The sequence below is a fragment of the Ensifer sp. Root31 genome, assembly GCF_001424825.1.
GTDB classification, from domain to species: domain Bacteria; phylum Pseudomonadota; class Alphaproteobacteria; order Rhizobiales; family Rhizobiaceae; genus Ensifer; species Ensifer canadensis.
In genome coordinates this window covers 17,629-37,970 of the sequence record NZ_LMCO01000005.1, presented here as the reverse complement: position 1 = coordinate 37,970, position 20,342 = coordinate 17,629, and the positions used below count along the sequence as shown (strand labels likewise).

The 20,342-nt window shown below is 62.9% G+C and carries 11 protein-coding genes; all 11 read left to right on the top strand.

The window, feature by feature from the left end; translation table 11 throughout:
- Positions 1–26: 26 nt before the first annotated feature.
- The 11 genes from ASD00_RS06340 (at position 27) to ASD00_RS06290 (ending at position 20,342) form a co-directional block, all read left to right on the top strand.
- A complete protein-coding gene (locus tag ASD00_RS06340; protein WP_057205624.1) occupies positions 27–3,353 on the top strand; it encodes a transglutaminase family protein in 3,327 nt (1,108 codons plus the stop codon).
- Positions 3,354–5,762 (top strand): circularly permuted type 2 ATP-grasp protein, encoded by a 2,409-nt coding sequence (locus ASD00_RS06335; RefSeq protein WP_025424843.1) that lies wholly within the window; start codon positions 3,354–3,356, stop codon positions 5,760–5,762.
- 16 nt (positions 5,763–5,778) lie between these two features.
- Positions 5,779–6,657 carry a transglutaminase family protein gene (locus ASD00_RS06330; RefSeq protein WP_025424844.1) on the top strand — a complete coding sequence of 293 codons (879 nt, stop codon included), beginning with the start codon at positions 5,779–5,781 and terminating at the stop codon, positions 6,655–6,657.
- A 176-nt stretch (positions 6,658–6,833) separates the two neighbouring features.
- Positions 6,834–8,087: a TadE/TadG family type IV pilus assembly protein gene (locus ASD00_RS06325; protein ID WP_081788819.1), complete on the top strand. Its 1,254-nt coding sequence runs from the start codon at positions 6,834–6,836 to the stop codon at positions 8,085–8,087.
- A 227-nt stretch (positions 8,088–8,314) separates the two neighbouring features.
- Positions 8,315–10,777 carry a glycogen/starch/alpha-glucan phosphorylase gene (locus ASD00_RS06320; RefSeq protein ID WP_025424846.1) on the top strand — a complete coding sequence of 821 codons (2,463 nt, stop codon included), beginning with the start codon at positions 8,315–8,317 and terminating at the stop codon, positions 10,775–10,777.
- Positions 10,774–12,993 (top strand): 1,4-alpha-glucan branching protein GlgB, encoded by a 2,220-nt coding sequence (gene glgB, locus ASD00_RS06315; protein ID WP_057205622.1) that lies wholly within the window; start codon positions 10,774–10,776, stop codon positions 12,991–12,993. The genes ASD00_RS06320 and glgB overlap by 4 nt, the downstream gene beginning before the upstream one ends.
- Before the next feature lie 403 nt (positions 12,994–13,396).
- Entirely contained in the window at positions 13,397–14,659 is a 1,263-nt protein-coding gene (gene glgC / locus ASD00_RS06310) for a glucose-1-phosphate adenylyltransferase (protein WP_025424848.1), read from the top strand.
- An 11-nt stretch (positions 14,660–14,670) separates the two neighbouring features.
- On the top strand, positions 14,671–16,113 hold the full coding sequence (gene glgA / locus ASD00_RS06305; RefSeq protein WP_057205620.1) for a glycogen synthase GlgA: 1,443 nt from the start codon (positions 14,671–14,673) through the stop codon (positions 16,111–16,113).
- A 6-nt stretch (positions 16,114–16,119) separates the two neighbouring features.
- Positions 16,120–17,748, top strand: coding sequence for an alpha-D-glucose phosphate-specific phosphoglucomutase (locus ASD00_RS06300; RefSeq protein WP_057205618.1), 1,629 nt, complete (start codon positions 16,120–16,122; stop codon positions 17,746–17,748).
- Between the two features lie 65 nt (positions 17,749–17,813).
- Complete coding sequence (gene glgX, locus ASD00_RS06295) at positions 17,814–19,778, top strand: glycogen debranching protein GlgX (protein WP_025424851.1); 1,965 nt, start codon at positions 17,814–17,816, stop codon at positions 19,776–19,778.
- Between the two features lie 75 nt (positions 19,779–19,853).
- Complete coding sequence (locus tag ASD00_RS06290) at positions 19,854–20,342, top strand: MaoC family dehydratase (protein ID WP_025424852.1); 489 nt, start codon at positions 19,854–19,856, stop codon at positions 20,340–20,342.

Sequence of the window (20,342 nt, the reverse complement as noted above, 5' to 3'; positions counted from 1 at the left end):
TTGCCATCAAGGGGACAAAATCCGGTATGTCGATCAAGGCAAGTATCTACCACCTGACCCACTATACCTATGACCGCCCGATCAGGCTTTCACCGCAGATCATCCGGTTGAAACCGGCGGCCCACTCCAAGACCAAGGTCATCAGCCACTCGCTGAAAGTCTCGCCTGCCAACCACTTCGTCAATCTGCAGCAGGACCCCTACGGCAACTACCTCGCCCGTTACGTCTTCCCGGATCCGGTGACCGAACTGAAGGTCGAAGTCGATCTCGTCGCCGACATGACCGTCTACAACCCCTTCGACTTCTTCATCGAGGAAGAGTCCGAGCATTGGCCCTTCGCCTATCCTGAGGACCTAATCGACGACCTGAAGATCTACATGACGCCGGAACCGATGGGGCCGGCGCTGTCTTCGTTCATGGCGACCGTCGATCGCTCCCAGCAACGGACCATCGACATGGTCGTCGGCCTCAATGCCCGGCTCCAGCAGGACGTCGGCTACGTCATCCGCATGGAGCCGGGTGTCCAGCCGCCGGAGGAAACGCTGACGTCGGCCAGAGGGTCGTGCCGCGATTCGAGCTGGCTGTTCGTCCAGATCCTGCGCAATCTGGGTTATGCCGCCCGCTTCGTCTCGGGCTACCTCATCCAGCTGGCGCCCGATCTCAAGGCGCTCGACGGCCCGTCCGGCACCGAACACGATTTTACCGACCTGCATGCCTGGGCCGAGGTTTATCTGCCCGGCGCCGGCTGGGTCGGGCTTGACCCGACCTCCGGCCTTCTGACCGGCGAAAGCCATATTCCGCTCGCCGCCACGCCGCATTACCGCAACGCCGCCCCGATTTCCGGCGGCTTCTTCGGCGATCTTGAAACTCGTACCGACTTTGCCTTCGACATGAAGGTCTCGCGCGTCGCCGAGCATCCGCGCATCACCAAGCCGTTCTCCGATGAAAGCTGGCAGGCCCTCAACGCGCTCGGCGAGCAAGTCGACCAGGTGCTGTCCGAAAACGACGTGCGCCTGACGATGGGCGGCGAGCCGACCTTCGTATCGATCGACGATTTCGAAGCAGAGGAATGGAACACCGAAGCTGTCGGGCCGACCAAGCGCGAGAAGGCGGATATCCTCATCCGTCGGCTGCGCGAACGCTTCGCGCCCGGCGGTTTTCTGCATTACGGCCAGGGCAAGTGGTATCCGGGCGAAAGCCTGCCGCGCTGGACCTTCTCGCTCTACTGGCGAAAGGACGGCGTGCCGATCTGGCGTCAGGCCGATCTCATTGCCGAGGAGAACGGCCAGCATGACGTGACGGCAGAAGATGCCGAACGCCTGCTGCATGTGGTGGCAGCCGAATTGAGCGTGCCGACTGAGATGGTCGTGCCGGCTTTCGAAGACCCGGCCGATTGGCTGCTCAAGGAAGCAAACCTTCCCGACAACGTCGATCCGGCCAATTCCAAGCTGAAGGATCCAGAGGAACGCAGCCGCATGGCCCGCGTGTTCGAGCGCGGCCTGACGGCACCGACCGGCTACGTGCTGCCGGTGCAGGCCTGGAATGCGCGTGCCACCGGCGTGCGGTGGATGAGCGAGAAGTGGCAGACCCGCCGCGGCCGCATCTTCCTCGTTCCAGGCGACAGCCCCGTCGGCTATCGCCTGCCGCTCGGCGCCCTGCCCTATGTCGCTCCGTCCGCCTATCCCTATATCCATCCGGTCGACCCGACCGTTCCGCGCGACGATCTGCCCGATTTCGCCGAAACCAGCGCCCGCCCGCAGCATTCGCGCTTCCAGGCCTCGGAAGCGCCTGAAACCCCGCAACCCCAGCCACGCGACGAGATCGCCGGGCTGGTGCGCACGGCGATCAGTGTCGAGCCGCGCGACGGCAGGCTCTGCGTCTTCATGCCGCCGACGACGAGCATCGAGGAATATCTCGACCTGATCGCTTCGACCGAACGGGCCGCCGCCGCACTCGGCCTGCCGCTTCACATAGAAGGTTACGCGCCGCCACACGACGAGCGCATCAATGTCATCCGCGTGGCACCCGATCCCGGTGTCATCGAGGTCAACATCCATCCGGCCGCCAGCTGGCAGGAGTGCGTCGATATCACCACCGCGATCTACGAAGAGGCACGTCAAAGCCGGCTCGGCGCCGACAAGTTCATGATCGACGGCCGCCACACCGGCACTGGCGGCGGCAATCACGTCGTCGTCGGCGGCGCCAATCCCAATGACAGCCCGTTCCTGCGCCGGCCCGACCTGTTGAAGAGCATTGTCCTCTATTGGCAGCGCCATCCGTCGCTCTCCTACCTGTTCTCCGGCATGTTCATTGGGCCGACCAGTCAGGCCCCGCGCATCGACGAGGCTCGGCACGATCAGCTCTACGAGCTGGAGATTGCGCTCGCGCAGGTCCCGCTGCCGGGTTCCGCAACACCGCCGCCCCTGCCCTGGCTGGTCGACCGGCTGTTCCGCAACCTGCTCGTAGACGTCACCGGCAACACCCACCGTGCCGAAATCTGCATCGACAAATTGTTTTCGCCCGACGGGCCGACCGGCCGCCTCGGCCTCGTCGAATTCCGCGGCTTCGAGATGCCGCCCAATGCCCGCATGTCGCTTGCGCAGCAGCTGTTGGTGCGCGCGCTCATCGCCCGTTTCTGGAAACACCCGCTCGACGGCCGCTTCGTGCGCTGGGGAACCGCCCTTCATGACCGCTTCATGCTGCCGCATCACGTCTGGCAGGATTTCCTCGAAGTGCTCGCCGATCTGCGCGCCCATGGGTTCGATCTTCGGCCGGAATGGTTCGAGGCCCAGCTCGAATTCCGCTTCCCCTTCTGCGGAGAGGTCGAATACGAAGGCGGCAGGCTGGAAATTCGTCAGGCACTGGAGCCTTGGCATGTCATGGGCGAACAGGGCGCAATCGGTGGCACCGTGCGCTATGTCGACAGCTCCGTCGAGCGGCTGCAGGTCAGGCTCGACACGCCAAATCCCGAGCGCTACACCGTCACCTGCAACGGCCGTCCCGTGCCTCTCGCCAAGACGGGTGTCAATGGCAGCGCCGTTGCCGGCGTTCGCTACAAGGCCTGGCAACCGGCCGCCGGCCTTCACCCGGTTTTGCCCGTGAACACTCCCCTTACATTCGATATCTATGATACATGGTCGAATCGGGCGATTGGCGGATGCGTCTACCACGTCGCCCATCCGGGCGGGCGCAGTTACGAGACATTTCCGATCAACGGCAACGAGGCAGAAGCGCGGCGACTGGCGCGGTTCGAGCCCTGGGGCCACACTCCGGGAGGCTACCTGCTTCATCCGGAAAGCCCGTCGATGGAATTTCCGATGACGCTTGATCTCAGGCGTCCGCCAGGAGCGTAAATGGCGAAGAAGCAGACAGCAGCGGCAGGCCGGCTGGGCATCGATGACGATCCGGTTTTCGGCTACCGTGCACTTCCAGGCATTGCCGACGAGATGCTCGACGCGCACGGCAATGTCCGGCCCGTCTGGCAGCGGCTGCTTTCGACGCTCGGCCGCCTCGACGAAACGGACCTTGTCAATCGCTTCGCACGCGCCGACCGCTATCTGCGCGACGCCGGCGTCTTCTATCGGGTCTATGGCGGCAAGGACAGCTCGGAGAGAAGCTGGCCGCTGTCGCATATCCCGGTCCTGATCGACGAGCACGAATGGGCGACGGTCTCGCAAGGCCTCATCCAGCGCGCCGAACTTCTGGAGAAGGTCGTCGCCGACGTCTACGGCGAAAACCGCCTGGTGCGCGAAGGCCTGCTGCCGCCGGCATTGATCGCCTCCAACCCCGATTTTCTCCGACCGCTCGTCAGCGTCAAACCGGCCGATGGCCATTTCCTGCAATTCATCTCCTTCGAGATCGGCCGTGGGCCTGATGGTAACTGGTGGGTCCTCTCGGATCGCACAGAGGCGCCGTCCGGTGCCGGCTTCGCGCTGGAAAACCGGGTCGCCACCACGCGTGCCTTCTCCAATCTCTATGCCGAAACGCATGTGCATCGCCTCGCCGGCTTCTTCGGCGCCTTCCGCGACACGCTGCAGGCGCGCAAGCTGCATCCGGACGATCGCATCGCCGTGCTCTCGCCCGGGATCGCCAACGAGACCTATTTCGAGCACGCCTATATCGCCCGCTATCTCGGCTTCATGCTTCTGGAAGGCGAAGACCTGACTGTTGTCGGCGGACGGGTGATGGTGCGCACGGTCGCCGGGCTGAAGCCGGTCGGCGTGCTCTGGCGCCGCCTCGACGCCGCCTTCGCCGATCCGCTGGAATTGAACCAGTCGTCGCACATCGGCACCCCCGGCATCGTCGAGGCTCTGCGGGCCGGTTCCGTCGCGATCGTCAACGCGCTCGGCTCCGGCATCGTCGAAACGCGCGCCTTCCTCGCCTTCCTGCCGGCCATCTGCCGGCATCTACTCGGCGAGGAACAGAAGCTGCCATCGATCGCCACCTGGTGGTGCGGCCAGACATCCGAGCGTGCGCAGGTCGCCGCCAATATCGAGCGCATGGTCATCGGCCCGGCCTATGCGACGCGCCCGTTCTTCGACGACAACGGCCAGTCGGTGCTCGGAGCGTCACTGGGCGAAAAGGACAAGGCGTCGATCTCCGATTGGCTCGATGCCGAGGCCGGAAAACTTGTCGGCCAGGAGGCGGTCACGCTGTCGACCACGCCGGCCTGGGTGCGCGGCCGCCTGACGCCGCGCCCGATGAGCCTGCGCGTTTTTGCCGCCCGCACCCGCGATGGCTGGCAGATCATGCCCGGCGGCTTTGCCCGCATCGGATCCGGCGACGATGTTGCCGCGATCGCCATGCAGGCCGGCGGCACGGCGGCCGACGTCTGGATCGTCAGCGACCGGCCGGTCGAACGCACCACCTTGCTGCCGGCCGAGGAAAGCTTCACCCGCAACATGCCGGGAAGCCTGCCGAGCCGGGCGGCCGACAACCTGTTCTGGCTTGGCCGCTATATCGAGCGCGCGGAAGGGGCGTTGCGCATCCTGCGCGCCTGGCACGGCCGGTTTGCCGAGACTGCCGACCCGAGCCTGCCGCTGCTTCAGGACGTCACCGATTATCTTGCCGCCCTCGATATCGATACCCGCCAGGCGGTGCCCGACAGCCTGCTGGCCAATATCGCAAGCGCGCTCTTCAGCGCCGGCAACATCCGCGACCGCTTCTCGCCGGACGGCTGGCTGGCGCTCAACGATCTGTCGCAGACGGCACGAAAGTTTCATGCGACCGTGCAGTCGGGCGACGATGCCACCCGCGCCATGACCGTGCTTTTGCGCAAGCTCGCTGGGTTTGCCGGTCTCGTGCACGAAAACATGTATCGCTTTACCGGCTGGCGCTTTCTGTCGATCGGCCGCTACATCGAACGTGGGCTGCACATGACGCGGCTGCTTGGTCATATGTCCGGCCCCGACGCCCCCGATGGCGCCTACGACATGCTGCTTGAGATCGGCGACAGCGTCATGACCCACCGCCGGCGCTACAACGTCAACACCGCGGCACTCACCGTGACCGACCTGCTGGCGCTCGACCCGCTCAACCCACGCTCGGTGCTCTACCAGCTGAACGAGATCAAGACCGAGGTGGAGCTTCTGCCGAACGCCTATGTCAACGGCCAGATGTCGCCCTTCTACCGCGAGGCGATGCGCCTGCATTCCGGCCTTGCGGTCATGACGCCGGAGGCGATGAACCTCGGCGTCTACAACAGGCTGGAGCGGGACCTGGAAGCGCTCTCCAATATTCTCGCCAACACCTATCTCGGCTGACCGGCAGGATACACCCATGCTCTATGATATCAGCCTGAAGATCACCTACGGCTACGAAGTGCCGGTGTCCGGCGGGCGCCACCTCGTGCGCGTCATGCCGGCGACGCTGCCCGGCCGGCAGCGGCTCGTCGTCGGCTCGCTCAGTTGTCACCCGATGCCGGCGGAACGCTCCGAAAGCGTCGATTTCTTCGCCAATCCCTTCACCGCGATCCTGTTTCGCTCCGCCCATGACGACCTCGTGATCCGCATGCAGGCGCGGGTGCAGGTGGAGCCGTTGCCGCTGACGGCCGACTTTTCGGCCGATCTGTCGCGCCTGCCGACGGAGCTCGCCGCCTCGTGGTCCGTCGACCCGGAAGCGCCGCATCATTTCATCGGCCCCAGTCCGCTTCTGACGGAGGTCCCGGAGATTGCGGCCTACGCACAAGCCGTGGTCACTCCCGGGATGACGATCCGCCAGATCGCAACGGCAATCTGCGCCCGCATCCACCGGGACTTCGTCTACGACGCCGAGGCGACGACGGTAAGCACCACACCGGCGGAAGCATTCGAACTCAAACGCGGTGTCTGCCAGGATTTCACCCATGTGATGATCGTGGCGCTCAGGAGCCTCGGCATTCCCGCTGGGTATGTTAGCGGATTCTTGAGAACGATTCCTCCCGCCGGCAAGGAGCGCCTGGAAGGGGCTGACGCCATGCACGCATGGGTTCGTATCTGGTGTGGCACCACCGCTGGTTGGCTTGAACTCGATCCGACCAACAATATCCCTGCTGGAACCGACCATATCGTCGTCGGTCATGGTCGCGACTACGGCGACGTTGCACCCGTCATCGGCGTGCTGAAGAGCTATGGCGGGCAGAAGACCGAACAGGCCGTTGACGTCATTCCGGTCACCTGACCCGATTTGAGACACGACGTTCCCGTTTTCGCACGCCTCCGTGTCGCGTGAACCCGCTGTAACCACTGGTTTTCCTGCATTCCGCTAAAATTGAATCGATCGCCTGAACGATATCGTAAGTCACCCCCGCTAATGTCCCCCTCAAGCTTGCAACGCGTTCCTTGGGGTGTGCAGAGATGGGAAAACGATCCACGATCAACCGGTCCTTCATGGCTATGCTGAAGGACCGCGGCGGCAATTTCGGCATGATGGCGGCTTTGGCAACGCCATTGATACTTGCGGCCGGTGGCGTCGCCATCGACCTGGCGAACATGGTGACGATGAAGAACCAGATGCAAGATGCGGCCGACGCCGCAGCGTTGGCCGCAGCGTCTGCACTGGTGTCGAAAACTCCGCCTACGCCGGAAGAGGCCAAGGAAATCGCATTGAACTTCCTGAAGGCTCAGTCCACGGCCGCAGGCAGTGCCACTGACGGCTGGGGCGAGAATGGCGGAACTGCGGCATCGTTCAAATCCGCCGCCGATCCGGCCGCAGAAGACAAGCCGCCCGTCGATGAGGCAACCGTCGACATCATCGAGGGCAGCAACGGCGCGACGGGCAAGACCTTCAAAGTCTCGATCGTCAACAAGCACACGATCGAATTCAACGCGATGACCCGCCTGCTCGGGCGGAAATGGACCCAGCTCGAAACCCGGGCCACCGCGGACAGCGCAACCGAAACCAAGAACGCGCTGTCGATGTATCTCGTGCTCGATCGCTCCGGCTCGATGGCCTGGAAGACCAACGCGTTGGACACGACGAAAACGTCGTGCGCCAACTACACCGAGGACAACTGGAGCAAGTATCCGAACCTGAAGGCGACCAAGCCCTGCTACGTCACCAAGGTCGATGCGCTCAAGACCGCGGTCAAGGATCTGCTCGCGCAGTTGAAGATTGCCGACCCGAAGGATCTCTATGTCCGCACGGCAGCCGTTTCCTACAATTCGGCGCAGGATACGGCCGGTAATCTCGATTGGGGCACGACGGGAACGGCAACCTATGTCAACGCCCTCGTTGCAACCGGCGGCACAGCATCGGGCAATGCCTTTAAGACCGCATACAACAAGGTCACTGCCGCGACGGAAAATACCGCGCACAAGGCCAAGAACGGTCAGGTACCGACAAAATACATCGTGTTCATGACCGACGGCGACAACAACAACACGAGCGACGACACGACGACACTGACGTGGTGCGATACGGCACGCAAGAACAACATCCAGGTCTATACCGTCGCCTTCATGGCACCGGACCGCGGCAAAGCACTGCTCAAGTCCTGCGCCACCACCACCGCCAACTACTTCCAGGCGGAAGAAGCCGCCGACCTGATCGCGGCCTTCAAGGCGATCGGCGAGAAGGCTTCGGCCATGGCGACCCGCCTGACCAAGTAAACAACAAAAGCGCGCACCACTGTGCCGCCCGGTCCCGCCGGGCGGCATTTTTCGTTCGCGCAATCGTCAAGCCCATGGCTCTTCGTCGCGTATCCCTTCTATTCAGGCAATTCTAATCCTTTTAAAAACAGCTGTTGCAAGCGCTTCGGATCGATGCATAAATTGCCCATCCCCGGTCGGTTCCGGCCTGCGACCTCCCAACGCAAAAGGGTAAGACAGTTCTGATGATGAACAAGATTTCCGCCAACGAACTGCCGCAGCCCGCACTTCGTTCTTCCGAACCCGATCAGCTTGCCGTCGAAATTCTCGAACGCCTGAAGTATCGTATCGGTAAGGATCCGAAGGTCGCCAAGCCGCATGACTGGCTGACCGCGGCTATCCTCGTGGTGCGCGACCGCATCACCGACAAGTGGATGGATTCGACCCGCCAGACCTACGCGACCGGTGCCAAGCGCGTCTATTATCTGTCGCTGGAGTTCCTTATCGGCCGCCTGATGCGCGATGCCATGACCAATATCGGCCTGATGGAGGAGATGCGCGATGCGCTCGCCTCGCTCGGTGTCGATATCGATGTCATCGCCCTGCTCGAGCCCGACGCAGCACTCGGCAATGGTGGTCTCGGCCGTCTTGCAGCCTGTTTCATGGAATCGATGGCGACGGTGGACGTTCCAGCCTATGGCTACGGCATCCGCTACATGCACGGCCTGTTCCGCCAGCAGATGGCCGATGGCTGGCAGGTAGAGCTGCCGGAGACCTGGCTTGCCCATGGCAATCCCTGGGAGTTCGAGCGGCGCGAAAGCTCCTATGAGATCGGCTTCGGCGGCGTTGTCGAAACCGCCAATGTCGACGAGGAGATCCAGCGCTTCGTGTGGAAGCCGGCCGAGCGTGTGATCGCCACCGCTTTCGACACGCCTGCCGTCGGCTGGCGCGCCAAGCGCGTCAATACGCTCAGGCTCTGGACGGCGCAGCCGATCGACCCGATCCTGCTCGATGCCTTCAATGCCGGCGACCACATCGGCGCGCTGCGCGAAAGCAACAAGGCCGAAAGCCTGACCCGCGTGCTCTACCCCGCCGACGCGACGCCCGCCGGCCAGGAGCTTCGCCTGCGCCAGGAATATTTCTTCTCGTCCGCGTCTCTGCAGGACATCCTGCGCCGCCACCTGCAGCAGTATCCCGACTTCACCTCGCTGCCCGATGCCGTCGCGATCCAGCTCAACGATACGCATCCGGCGGTCTCGATTGCCGAACTGATCCGGCTGCTGACGGATCTGCACGGCCTAGATTTCGAACAGGCCTGGGAGATCACCCGCCGGACCATTTCCTACACTAACCACACGCTTTTGCCCGAAGCGCTCGAAAGCTGGCCCGTGCCGCTCTTCGAACGTCTGCTACCGCGCCACATGCAGATCGTCTATGCGATCAACGCCAAGATCCTGATCGAGGCGCGCAAGCAGAAGGGCGCCACCGACCAGGAAATCCGCAACATCTCGCTGATCGACGAAAGCGGCGACCGCCGGGTGCGCATGGGCAACCTTGCGTTTGTCGGCTCCCATTCGATCAACGGCGTGTCGGCGCTGCACACCGAGCTGATGAAGGAAACGGTCTTTGCCGACCTGCACAGGCTCTATCCAGATCGCATCAACAACAAGACCAACGGCATCACCCCCCGCCGCTGGCTGATGCAGTGCAATCCCGGCCTGTTCAGCCTGATCCGCGAGGCGATCGGCGACGAATTCATGGACAATACCGAGGCGCTGCAGGCACTCGATGCCTTCGCCGACAAACCGGATTTCCAGGAGCGTTTTGCCGCGGTCAAGCGCGCCAACAAGGTGAAGCTGGCGCAGCTTGTGCAAAGCCGCCTCGGCCTCAGGCTCGACCCGTCGGCGATGTTCGACATCCAGATCAAGCGCATCCATGAGTACAAGCGCCAGCTCCTCAATATCATCGAGGCGGTGGCGCTCTACGACCAGATCCGCTCGCATCCCGAGCTCGACTGGGTGCCGCGCGTCAAGCTGTTCGCGGGCAAGGCGGCGCCGAGCTACCACAACGCCAAGCTGATCATCAAACTGGCCAACGACGTCGCCCGCGTGGTCAACAACGACCCGGCGGTGCGCGGTCTTCTGAAGATCGTCTTCGTACCGAACTACAACGTCTCGCTGGCCGAGATCATGGTCCCCGCAGCCGACCTGTCCGAGCAGATCTCGACGGCCGGCATGGAGGCCTCCGGCACCGGCAACATGAAGTTTGCGCTGAACGGTGCGCTGACGATCGGCACGCTCGACGGCGCCAATGTCGAAATGCGCGACTGGGTCGGCGAGGAAAACATCAAGATCTTCGGCCTGACGGCCGAGGAAGTCACCAACGCCCGCGCCGAAGGCCACAATCCGCGCGCCATCATCGAAGGGTCGCGCGAGCTGTCGCAGGCGTTGCAGGCGATCGCTTCGGGTGTGTTTTCGCCCGATGACCGCAACCGCTTCACCAGCCTCGTCGATGGCCTCTACAATCACGACTGGTTCATGGTCGCGGCCGACTTCGAAGCCTATGCCCGGGCGCAGCGTGAAATCGACCAGCTGTGGACGACGCCGTCGGCGTGGTATTCGCAGGCCGTACGCAACACCGCGCGCATGGGCTGGTTCTCGTCCGATCGGACCATCCGGCAATATGCCGGGGAAATTTGGAGAGCCGGATGACCCCTTCGGCCGGCAAGGACCCGGAACCCGCAGCCGCAGCCCTGCTGTCAATGCCGGCCATTGCGGCCATTCTTTCGGGCACGCACGACGATCCCTTTGCCGTTCTTGGCGTGCATCCGGCGGGAAAAAACTACGTCGCCCGCTGCTTCATCCCGGATGCCGCTAGCGTCGTTGCGGAAACGCTGGCGGGCAAGGAACTCGGAACCCTCGAGCGGCGCGACGACGCCGGCTTCTTCGAGGGACCGGTCTCGCTGCGCAAGATCCAGCCGGTGCGTTATCGCGCCCGCAACGATGGCGGCGAGTGGATCGTCGTCGATCCCTACAGCTTCGGCCCCGTACTCGGACCGATGGACGACTACTACATCCGCGAGGGCTCGCATCTCCGGCTGTTCGACAAGATGGGCGCCCATCCGACCGACCATGAAGGCGCTCAAGGCTACCATTTCGCCGTCTGGGCCCCGAACGCCAAGCGCGTGTCGGTGGTCGGCCAGTTCAACGGCTGGGACGGGCGGCGCCATGTCATGCGGCTGCGGACCGACACCGGCATCTGGGAAATCTTCATCCCCGGTGTCGAGGCGGGCCTTGCCTACAAATACGAAATCCTTGACCGCCAAGGTACGCTGCTGCCGCTGAAGGCGGATCCCTTCGCACGCCGTTCGGAGCTTCGGCCCAACACCGCCTCGGTGACGACGCCTGAGATCGCACAGGTGTGGGAAGACGAGGCGCACCGCGCCCATTGGGCATCGACTGACGCCCGCCGCCAGCCGATCTCGATCTACGAGGTCCACGCCGGCTCGTGGCAGCGCCGCGACAATGGCGACATGCTGTCCTGGGATGAGCTCGCCGACCGGCTGATCCCCTACTGCGTCGACATGGGTTTCACCCATATCGAATTCCTGCCGATCTCCGAATTCCCCTACGATCCCTCCTGGGGCTACCAGACGACAGGCCTCTATGCGCCGACGGCACGCTTCGGCGAGCCGGAAGGGTTTGCGCGTTTCGTCAACGGCTGCCACAAAGTCGGCCTCGGCGTCATCCTCGACTGGGTGCCCGCGCATTTCCCGACCGACGAGCACGGGCTGCGCTGGTTCGACGGCACCGCGCTCTACGAGCATGAGGATCCGCGCCAGGGTTTCCACCCCGACTGGAATACGGCGATCTACAATTTCGGTCGGCAGGAAGTGCTGTCGTTCCTCGTCAACAACGCGCTCTATTGGGCGGAGAAATTCCACGTCGACGGGCTGCGCGTCGATGCCGTCGCCTCGATGCTTTACCTCGACTATTCGCGCAAACACGGCGAATGGGTGCCGAACGAATACGGCGGCAACGAGAACCTGGAGGCGGTCCGCTTCCTTCAGACGATGAACACCGAAATCTACGGCGTCCACAAAGGCATCCTGACGATCGCCGAGGAATCGACGTCCTGGCCCAAGGTGTCCCATCCGGTCCATGCCGGCGGTCTCGGCTTCGGCTTCAAGTGGAACATGGGCTTCATGCACGACACGCTGCAATACATGTCGCGCGAGCCGATCCACCGTCGCCACCACCACAACGACCTGACGTTCGGGCTGCTCTACGCCTTCAGCGAAAACTTCGTGCTGCCGCTGTCCCATGACGAGGTCGTGCACGGCAAAGGTTCGCTCATTGCCAAGATGACCGGCGACGATTGGCAGAAGTTCGCCAACCTGCGCGCCTACTACGGCTTCATGTGGGGCTACCCCGGCAAGAAGCTCCTGTTCATGGGGCAGGAGTTTGCGCAGTGGCGCGAATGGTCGGAGGAGCGCGCGCTCGACTGGAACCTGCTGGAATATCACCTGCATGAGGGCATGCGCCGACTGGTGCGCGATCTCAACGGCACCTATCGCTCGAAGCCGGCGCTGCATGCGCGCGACTGCGAAGGCGACGGATTCGAATGGCTGCTCGCAGACGACCGGGACAACTCGGTCTTTGCGTGGCTGCGCAAGGCGCCGGGTGAAAAGCTCGTCGCCGTCATCACCAATTTCACGCCCGTCTATCGGGAAAACTACACGATCCCGCTTCCGGTCGCGGGTCGCTGGAAGGAAATATTGAACACCGATGCGGAAATCTATGGGGGGAGTGGCAAGGGCAACGGCGGCGCCGTTCAGGCACAAAAGGATCAGACAGGAGCAATAGCAGCCACCATCACCTTGCCGCCTTTGGCAACGCTGATGCCCGCTTTCAAGTGGAATCACTGAAAGCGGATAAGATGCTCTAGAATCAAAGTGCTAGAGCGTCCTTTGTGCGTTCATCTGAACGCACGGCGCTCTAGAGCATTTCCAGGAAGTGCGAAGCGGTTTTCCGTCAGGAAATGCGCAAAAACAAAGGGATAGAGCGTTTCTTCGACTTGGTTCAAATCGGAAATGCTGCTGCATGTTTCCTTAAATCCTATTCGATTTAAGGATAAAAACATGCAGCAATTCAAAGTGCTACAGCGACCTTTGCGCGTCTAAGTCTAATAAGACGCGCGGCGCTGCAGAGTGTTCCAGCCCGACGGGGTGAACCGGACGGCGGGAGTGCAAGAAGAAATTTCGAGGGCCGCAAGGCGTCGCCAAAGGTCGCCGTGACGATCCCGAAGAACAATGATTTTGGGGAGGACAAATGGTGGAAAAGCGTACGCAACCCTTGGCCCGTGATGCCATGGCCTATGTTCTCGCTGGCGGCCGCGGCAGCCGCCTGAAGGAATTGACCGACCGACGGGCAAAGCCGGCCGTCTATTTCGGCGGCAAGGCCCGCATCATCGACTTCGCACTCTCGAACGCCCTCAACTCCGGCATCCGTCGCATCGGCGTCGCCACGCAGTACAAGGCCCATTCGCTGATCCGCCACCTGCAGCGCGGCTGGAACTTCTTCCGCCCCGAGCGAAACGAAAGTTTCGATATCCTGCCGGCAAGCCAGCGCGTTTCCGAAACGCAGTGGTACGAAGGCACCGCCGACGCGGTCTACCAGAACATCGACATCATCGAGGATCACGGCGTCGAATACATGGTCATCCTGGCGGGCGACCACATCTACAAGATGGACTACGAACTGATGCTGCAGCAGCACGTCGATTCCGGCGCCGACGTCACCATCGGCTGCCTCGAAGTGCCGCGCATGGAAGCGACCGGCTTCGGTGTGATGCATGTCGACGACAAGGATCGCATTATCGCCTTTGTCGAGAAGCCGGCCGATCCGCCGGGCATTCCCGGCAATCCCGAGATGGCGCTCGCCTCGATGGGCATCTACGTGTTCCACACCAAGTTCCTGATGGATCTGTTGCGCCGCGACGCGGCCGATCCGAAGTCGAGCCGCGACTTCGGCAAGGACATCATCCCGTATATCGTCGACAACGGTAAGGCGGTCGCCCACCGCTTCAACCAGTCCTGTGTGCGCTCGGACTTCGAACGCGAAGCCTACTGGCGCGACGTCGGCACGATCGATGCCTATTGGCAGGCCAATATCGACCTGACGCATGTAACGCCCGAACTCGACATCTACGACAGCACCTGGCCGATCTGGACCTTCGCCGAGATCAAGCCGCCGGCAAAGTTCGTGCATGACGACGAGAACCGCCGCGGCTCCGCGACCTCGTCGCTGGTGTCGGGCGACTGCATCATCTCGGGCGCTGCCCTCAATCGCAGCCTGCTTTTCACCGGCGTCAGAGTAAATTCATATTCGCGACTGGAAAATGCCGTCATACTGCCCGATGTGAAGATCGGTCGCCGCGCGCTGCTCAGCAACGTGGTGATCGACAGCCGCGTGGTCATTCCGGAGGGCCTCGTCGTCGGTGAAGACCCGGAACTGGATGCGAAGCGCTTCCGCCGTTCGGAAAACGGCGTTTGCCTGATCACCCAGACAATGATCGACAAACTGGGAATGTAGGTCCGCCGCTGATGAACATCCTCTCCGTTGCGTCCGAAGTGTATCCGCTGGTCAAGACCGGGGGGCTCGCCGATGTCGTCGGCGCCCTGCCGGCCGCACTGTCGCCGCACGGCATCCGCACCCGCACCCTGGTGCCCGGCTATCCCGCGGTGCTGCAGAAACTGAAGAAGAAAAAGAAGGTCGGCAGTTTTGCCAATCTGTTCGGCAGCCCGGCCTCGGTTCTCGCGGCCGATCTTGACGGCCTCGACCTGCTGGTGCTCGATCTGCCTGCCCTCTACGAGCGCGACGGCGGCCCCTATGTCGACGCCACCGGCCGCGATTATGTCGACAACTTTCGCCGCTTCGCCGCCCTGTCGCTGGCTGCGGCCGAAATCGCCGCCGGCGATGTCGTGTCCGGCTGGAAGCCCGATATCGTCCATGTGCACGACTGGCAGACGGCACTGACGCCGGTCTATATGCGCTTTGGCCGCGCCGCCTCGACGCCGACAGTGTTGACGATCCACAACATCGCCTTCCAGGGGCAATTTGGGCCGGAAATCTTCGCCGAGTTGGCACTTCCGCCCGAAGCCTTCTCGACGCAGTTCGTCGAATATTACGGCGATGTCGGCTTCCTCAAAGGTGGCCTGCAGACCGCAAATGCGATCACCACCGTCAGCCCATCCTATGCGCAGGAGATCCTGACTCCGGACTTCGGCATGGGTTTTGAAGGCCTGCTCAAGAGCAGGGTTTCCGACCTCTCCGGCATCGTCAACGGCATCGACGCCGACGACTGGGATCCGGCCAGCGACCCCTTTATCGCCCAGCATTTCAGCGCGACGACATTGAAGCAGCGCGCCGCCAACCGCCGGGCGCTGGAGGAACGCTTCGGGCTCGAACAGGGTAACGGCCCGATCTTCTGCGTCATCAGCCGGCTGACCTGGCAAAAGGGTATGGACCTTCTCGCCGAAGTCACCGACGAGATCGTCGCGATGGGCGGCAAGCTCATCGTTCTCGGCTCCGGTGACACGGCGCTCGAAGGCGCGCTTCTCGCCGCCGCCTCGCGCCATCGCGGCCATGTCGGCATGGTTACCGGCTATAACGAACCGCTGTCGCACCTGATGCAGGCGGGATCCGACGCAATCCTCATTCCGTCGCGCTTCGAGCCCTGCGGGCTGACCCAACTCTACGGCCTGCGCTACGGTTGCGTGCCGGTGGTTGCCCGTACCGGCGGCCTCGCCGACACCATCATCGACGCGAACGAAGCCGGGTTGTCAGCCAAGGTGGCGACCGGATTCCAGTTCACGCCGGTCACCGCCGACGGGTTGCGTCTTGCGATCCGGCGCGTCTTCCGTGCATACAACGAACCGAAAGTCTGGGCGCGTCTGCAGACCCAGGGCATGAAATCGGACGTTTCCTGGGCCAGAAGTGCCGAGCGTTACGTCTCACTATATTCCGGTCTTCTCGGGAAAGGCTAAGTCAGAATGATAAGAACAGTCACCACCACACCCTATGGCGATCAGAAACCCGGCACGTCGGGCCTGCGCAAGAAGGTTCCGGTGTTCCAGCAGAAGAACTATGCCGAGAACTTCATCCAGTCGATCTTCGACGCGCTCGAAGGCTTTGCCGGTCAGACCCTGGTGATCGGCGGCGACGGCCGCTTCTACAACCGCGAAGTCATTCAGATCGCCATCAAGATGGCGGCCGCCAACGGCTTCGGCCGCGTACTCGTCGGCCGCGGCGGCATTCTGTCGACGCCGGCCGCCTCCAACGTCATCCGCAAATACGAAGCCTTCGGCGGCATCGTGCTCTCCGCCAGCCACAACCCCGGCGGCCCGACCGAAGACTTCGGCATCAAGTACAATATCGGCAATGGCGGTCCGGCACCGGAGAAGGTCACCGACGCGATCTATGCCTGCAGCCAGGTGATCGACACCTACAAGATCTCGGATGTCGCCGACGTCAACCTCGATGCCGAGAGCTCGCAGGAGATCGACGGCATGACTGTGACCGTCATCGACCCGGTGGCCGACTACGCCGCGCTGATGGAAAGCCTGTTCGACTTCGGCGCTATCCGCAAGCTGATCTCGGGCGGCTTCCGCGTCGTCTTCGATGCAATGAGCGCGGTCACCGGGCCTTACGCCAAGGAGATCATCGAGAAGCGTCTGGGCGCGCCGAAGGGCTCGGTCATGAACTTCATTCCGCTGCCGGACTTCGGCGGCCATCACCCGGACCCGAACCTCGTACACGCCCGCGCGCTCTACGAGACAATGATGGCGCCCAACGCCCCCGATTTCGGCGCAGCCTCCGACGGCGACGGCGACCGCAACCTCGTCATCGGCCGCGGCATCTTCATCACCCCGTCCGACAGTCTGGCGATGCTGGCCGCCAACGCCCATCTGGCGCCGGGCTATGCCAAGGGACTTGCCGGTATCGCCCGTTCGATGCCGACAAGCGGCGCCGCCGACCGTGTCGCCGAAAAACTCGGCATCGGCCTCTACGAAACGCCGACCGGCTGGAAGTTCTTCGGCAACCTTCTCGATGAAGGCATGGCAACGATCTGCGGCGAGGAAAGTGCCGGCACCGGCTCCAACCACGTCCGCGAAAAAGACGGCCTCTGGGCGGTCCTCCTGTGGCTCAACATCCTTGCCGTGCGCAAGGAAAGCGCGCTCGACATCGCCCGCAAGCACTGGGCGACCTACGGCCGCAACTACTACTCGCGCCACGACTACGAAGAAGTGGACAGCGATGCCGCCAACGGCCTAGTGGCAGCGCTCCGCGACCAGCTCGCGACCCTGCCCGGGAAATCCTTCGGCGCGCTCAAGGTCGCGACATCAGACGACTTTTCCTATCACGATCCGGTCGACCATTCCGTCAGCAAGAACCAGGGTATCCGCATCCTGTTCGAGGGCGGATCGCGCGTCGTCTTCCGCCTGTCGGGCACCGGCACATCAGGCGCAACGCTGCGTGTCTACATCGAGCGTTTCGAGCCGGATCCGGCCCGCCATGATATCGACACCCAGGAGGCGCTCGCCGACCTGATCCTCGTTGCCGATGAGATCGCCGGCATCAAGACCCGCACCGGCCGCACCGAGCCGAGCGTGATCACCTGACGGAGCGCCCATCAGGGGCGCGCAAGAGACTGATATAGCAAGAAAACCCGAGGGGTGACTGATTAATGCCGACCGATGCATTGTTACCCCTCGGCGCCACGCTTACCCCTGACGGTACACGGTTTGCCGTCTGGTCGCGCAATGCTGCGTGCATCGACCTCTGCCTGTTCGACAAGGCGGGCGCCAAGGCATTGCGTCAGCTGCCGATGTTGCGCGACGGCGATGTGCATAGCCTGATGGTTGCCGATGCGCCGAAGGGAACCCGCTACGGTTTTCGCGCTGATGGGGTCTATTCGCCCGACCACGGCCTCTGGTTCGATCCAGCGAAGCTGCTCGTCGACCCCTACGCCATCGAACTCGACCGGCCTTTCCGGCACGATCCGAGGCTCACCATCTTCGGCGAGGACACCGCCGATCTGGTGCCTAAGGCAATCGTCAGGGACGTCAAGACAGCCAAGCCGAAGCCGCCGATCTTCAGGGCGGGCGGGTTGATCTACGAGATCGCCGTCAAACCCTTCACAGCGCTGCATCAAGGCATTCCCGAGGCGAAACGCGGCACTGTCGCAGCGCTCGCCGAGCCCGTCATCATCGACCATTTGAAGCGGCTCGGCGTTTCCGCCGTCGAACTGATGCCGATCGTCGCCTGGATCGACGAACGTCACCTGCCGCTACTGGGGCTCAGCAATGGCTGGGGCTACAATCCGATCGCGCCGATGGCGCTCGATCCACGGCTGGTGCCGGGCGGGTTGAAGGAACTTCGCCAGACTGTCGAGGCACTGCGCAAGGCCGGCATCGGCGTCATCCTCGATCTGGTCTTCAACCATTCCGGGGAAAGCGATCGGCTCGGCACGACGCTGTCGATGCGAGGGCTCGACAACCTCGCCTATTATCGCCACGTCACCGACAGGCCGGGCGATCTCATCAACGACACCGGCTGCGGCAACACGATCGCCTGCGACCACCCTGTCGTCCAGGCGCTGATCCTCGACAGCCTGCGCCACTTCGTGCTGGCCGCCGGCGTCGATGGCTTCCGTTTCGATCTCGCCTCTGTCCTCGGCCGCGACATGACCGGTTTCCATCGGAACGCTCCCCTGTTTGAGGCAATCCAAGCCGATCCGGTGCTTGCCGACCGCGTGCTGATCGCCGAGCCCTGGGATGTCGGCCCCGGCGGTTACCAGCTCGGCAATTTTCCCGCTCCGTTTCTGGAATGGAACGACCGGGCGCGCGACGACGTCAGGCTCTACTGGCGCGGCGACCGGCACGTGATCGGTGCGCTTGCGACAGCGCTTGCGGGCTCTTCGGATACGTTTTCCCGCTGGGGCGACACCGGCACCCGAACGGTCAACTTCATCGCCGCCCATGACGGTTTTGCGCTTGCCGACATCGTTGCCTATGCCGGCAAGCATAACGAGGCCAACGGCGAAGAGAACCGTGACGGCCACAACGAGAACCATTCCTGGAACAACGGCGCCGAGGGCGCGACAACCGACCCCGAGATCACGGTTGCGCGCCGGCATGACGTGGCGGCGCTTCTCGGCACCCTGTTTGCGTCCCGCGGCACGATCATGCTGACCGCCGGCGACGAAGGCGGACGCAGCCAACGTGGCAACAACAATGCCTATTGCCAGGACAACGCCATCACCTGGATCGACTGGAGCGCGATGGATGAGACGCTGGTCGCCCATACGGCAGCGCTTTCGTCGCTGAGGAAGCGCTTCGGTGTGTTCGGCGAGACGACATTCTTTACCGGCAAGGACGATGTCGAATGGCTGCGCCTCGATGGTCGCCCGATGGCGGTGACCGATTGGGAGCACCCGGCAACGGACAACCTGACGATGGTGCTTGCCACACGCGACGGCAAGAAGACGCGATCGACGCGGCTTGCCGTCGTCGTCAATCGCAGCCACGCGCCGCACCCGATCCATCTGCCCGAAAGCCTCGACGGCCAGTGGCAAGATGCGCTTTCTGCAGAACTCCCACCCACCTTTGTCCCTCCTCGCTCCGTTTCCTTCTTCGTCGAAAATTTCTGAACTATTCCCACCACTTGCTAGAACTCACCCGACCGTCCTATAGATTCGTTGGGGGGCCACTTTCAGGACAGCCATATGCTGAAGGATATTTCACTTTCCGAAATCAGACCGCTGGTCGGCACCGAGATCGGCGTCTCCGACTGGATCACGGTCACGCAGGACACGATCGACAAGTTCGCCGAGGCAACCGGCGATTATCAGTATATCCATGTCGACCCGGTGCGCGCCGCCGCCGAGACGCCGTTCGGCGGCACGATCGCCCACGGCTTCCTGTCGCTGTCGCTGTTGTCGGCGATGAATTACAGCTGCCTGCCCAAAATCCGCGAACAGACGATGGGCATCAACTACGGCTTCGAGAAGGTGCGCTTCATCGCACCGGTGAAGAGCGGCACCCGCGTGCGCGGGCACTTCACCATCGCAGACGCGCGCTTCCGTGGCAGCAGCATGTTGATGATCACCTATGAGGTCACGGTCGAAATCGAGGGTGAACGCAAACCGGCACTGACGGCCACCTGGCAGACGATCATCCAGTTCGATCCGAAGGACCGCCCTGCCGATGCCTAA

Excerpts from the sequence above, each read along its gene's own strand:
- ASD00_RS06320 (WP_025424846.1), top strand. The coding sequence starts at position 8,315 with ATGAACAAGATTTCCGCCAACGAACTGCCGCAGCCCGCACTTCGTTCT.
- ASD00_RS06340 (WP_057205624.1), top strand. The coding sequence starts at position 27 with ATGTCGATCAAGGCAAGTATCTACCACCTGACCCACTATACCTATGAC.
- ASD00_RS06290 (WP_025424852.1), top strand. The coding sequence starts at position 19,854 with ATGCTGAAGGATATTTCACTTTCCGAAATCAGACCGCTGGTCGGCACC.
- ASD00_RS06335 (WP_025424843.1), top strand. The coding sequence starts at position 3,354 with ATGGCGAAGAAGCAGACAGCAGCGGCAGGCCGGCTGGGCATCGATGAC.
- glgX (WP_025424851.1), top strand. The coding sequence starts at position 17,814 with ATGCCGACCGATGCATTGTTACCCCTCGGCGCCACGCTTACCCCTGAC.
- glgB (WP_057205622.1), top strand. The coding sequence starts at position 10,774 with ATGACCCCTTCGGCCGGCAAGGACCCGGAACCCGCAGCCGCAGCCCTG.
- ASD00_RS06300 (WP_057205618.1), top strand. The coding sequence starts at position 16,120 with ATGATAAGAACAGTCACCACCACACCCTATGGCGATCAGAAACCCGGC.
- glgC (WP_025424848.1), top strand. The coding sequence starts at position 13,397 with ATGGTGGAAAAGCGTACGCAACCCTTGGCCCGTGATGCCATGGCCTAT.
- ASD00_RS06330 (WP_025424844.1), top strand. The coding sequence starts at position 5,779 with ATGCTCTATGATATCAGCCTGAAGATCACCTACGGCTACGAAGTGCCG.
- ASD00_RS06325 (WP_081788819.1), top strand. The coding sequence starts at position 6,834 with ATGGGAAAACGATCCACGATCAACCGGTCCTTCATGGCTATGCTGAAG.
- glgA (WP_057205620.1), top strand. The coding sequence starts at position 14,671 with ATGAACATCCTCTCCGTTGCGTCCGAAGTGTATCCGCTGGTCAAGACC.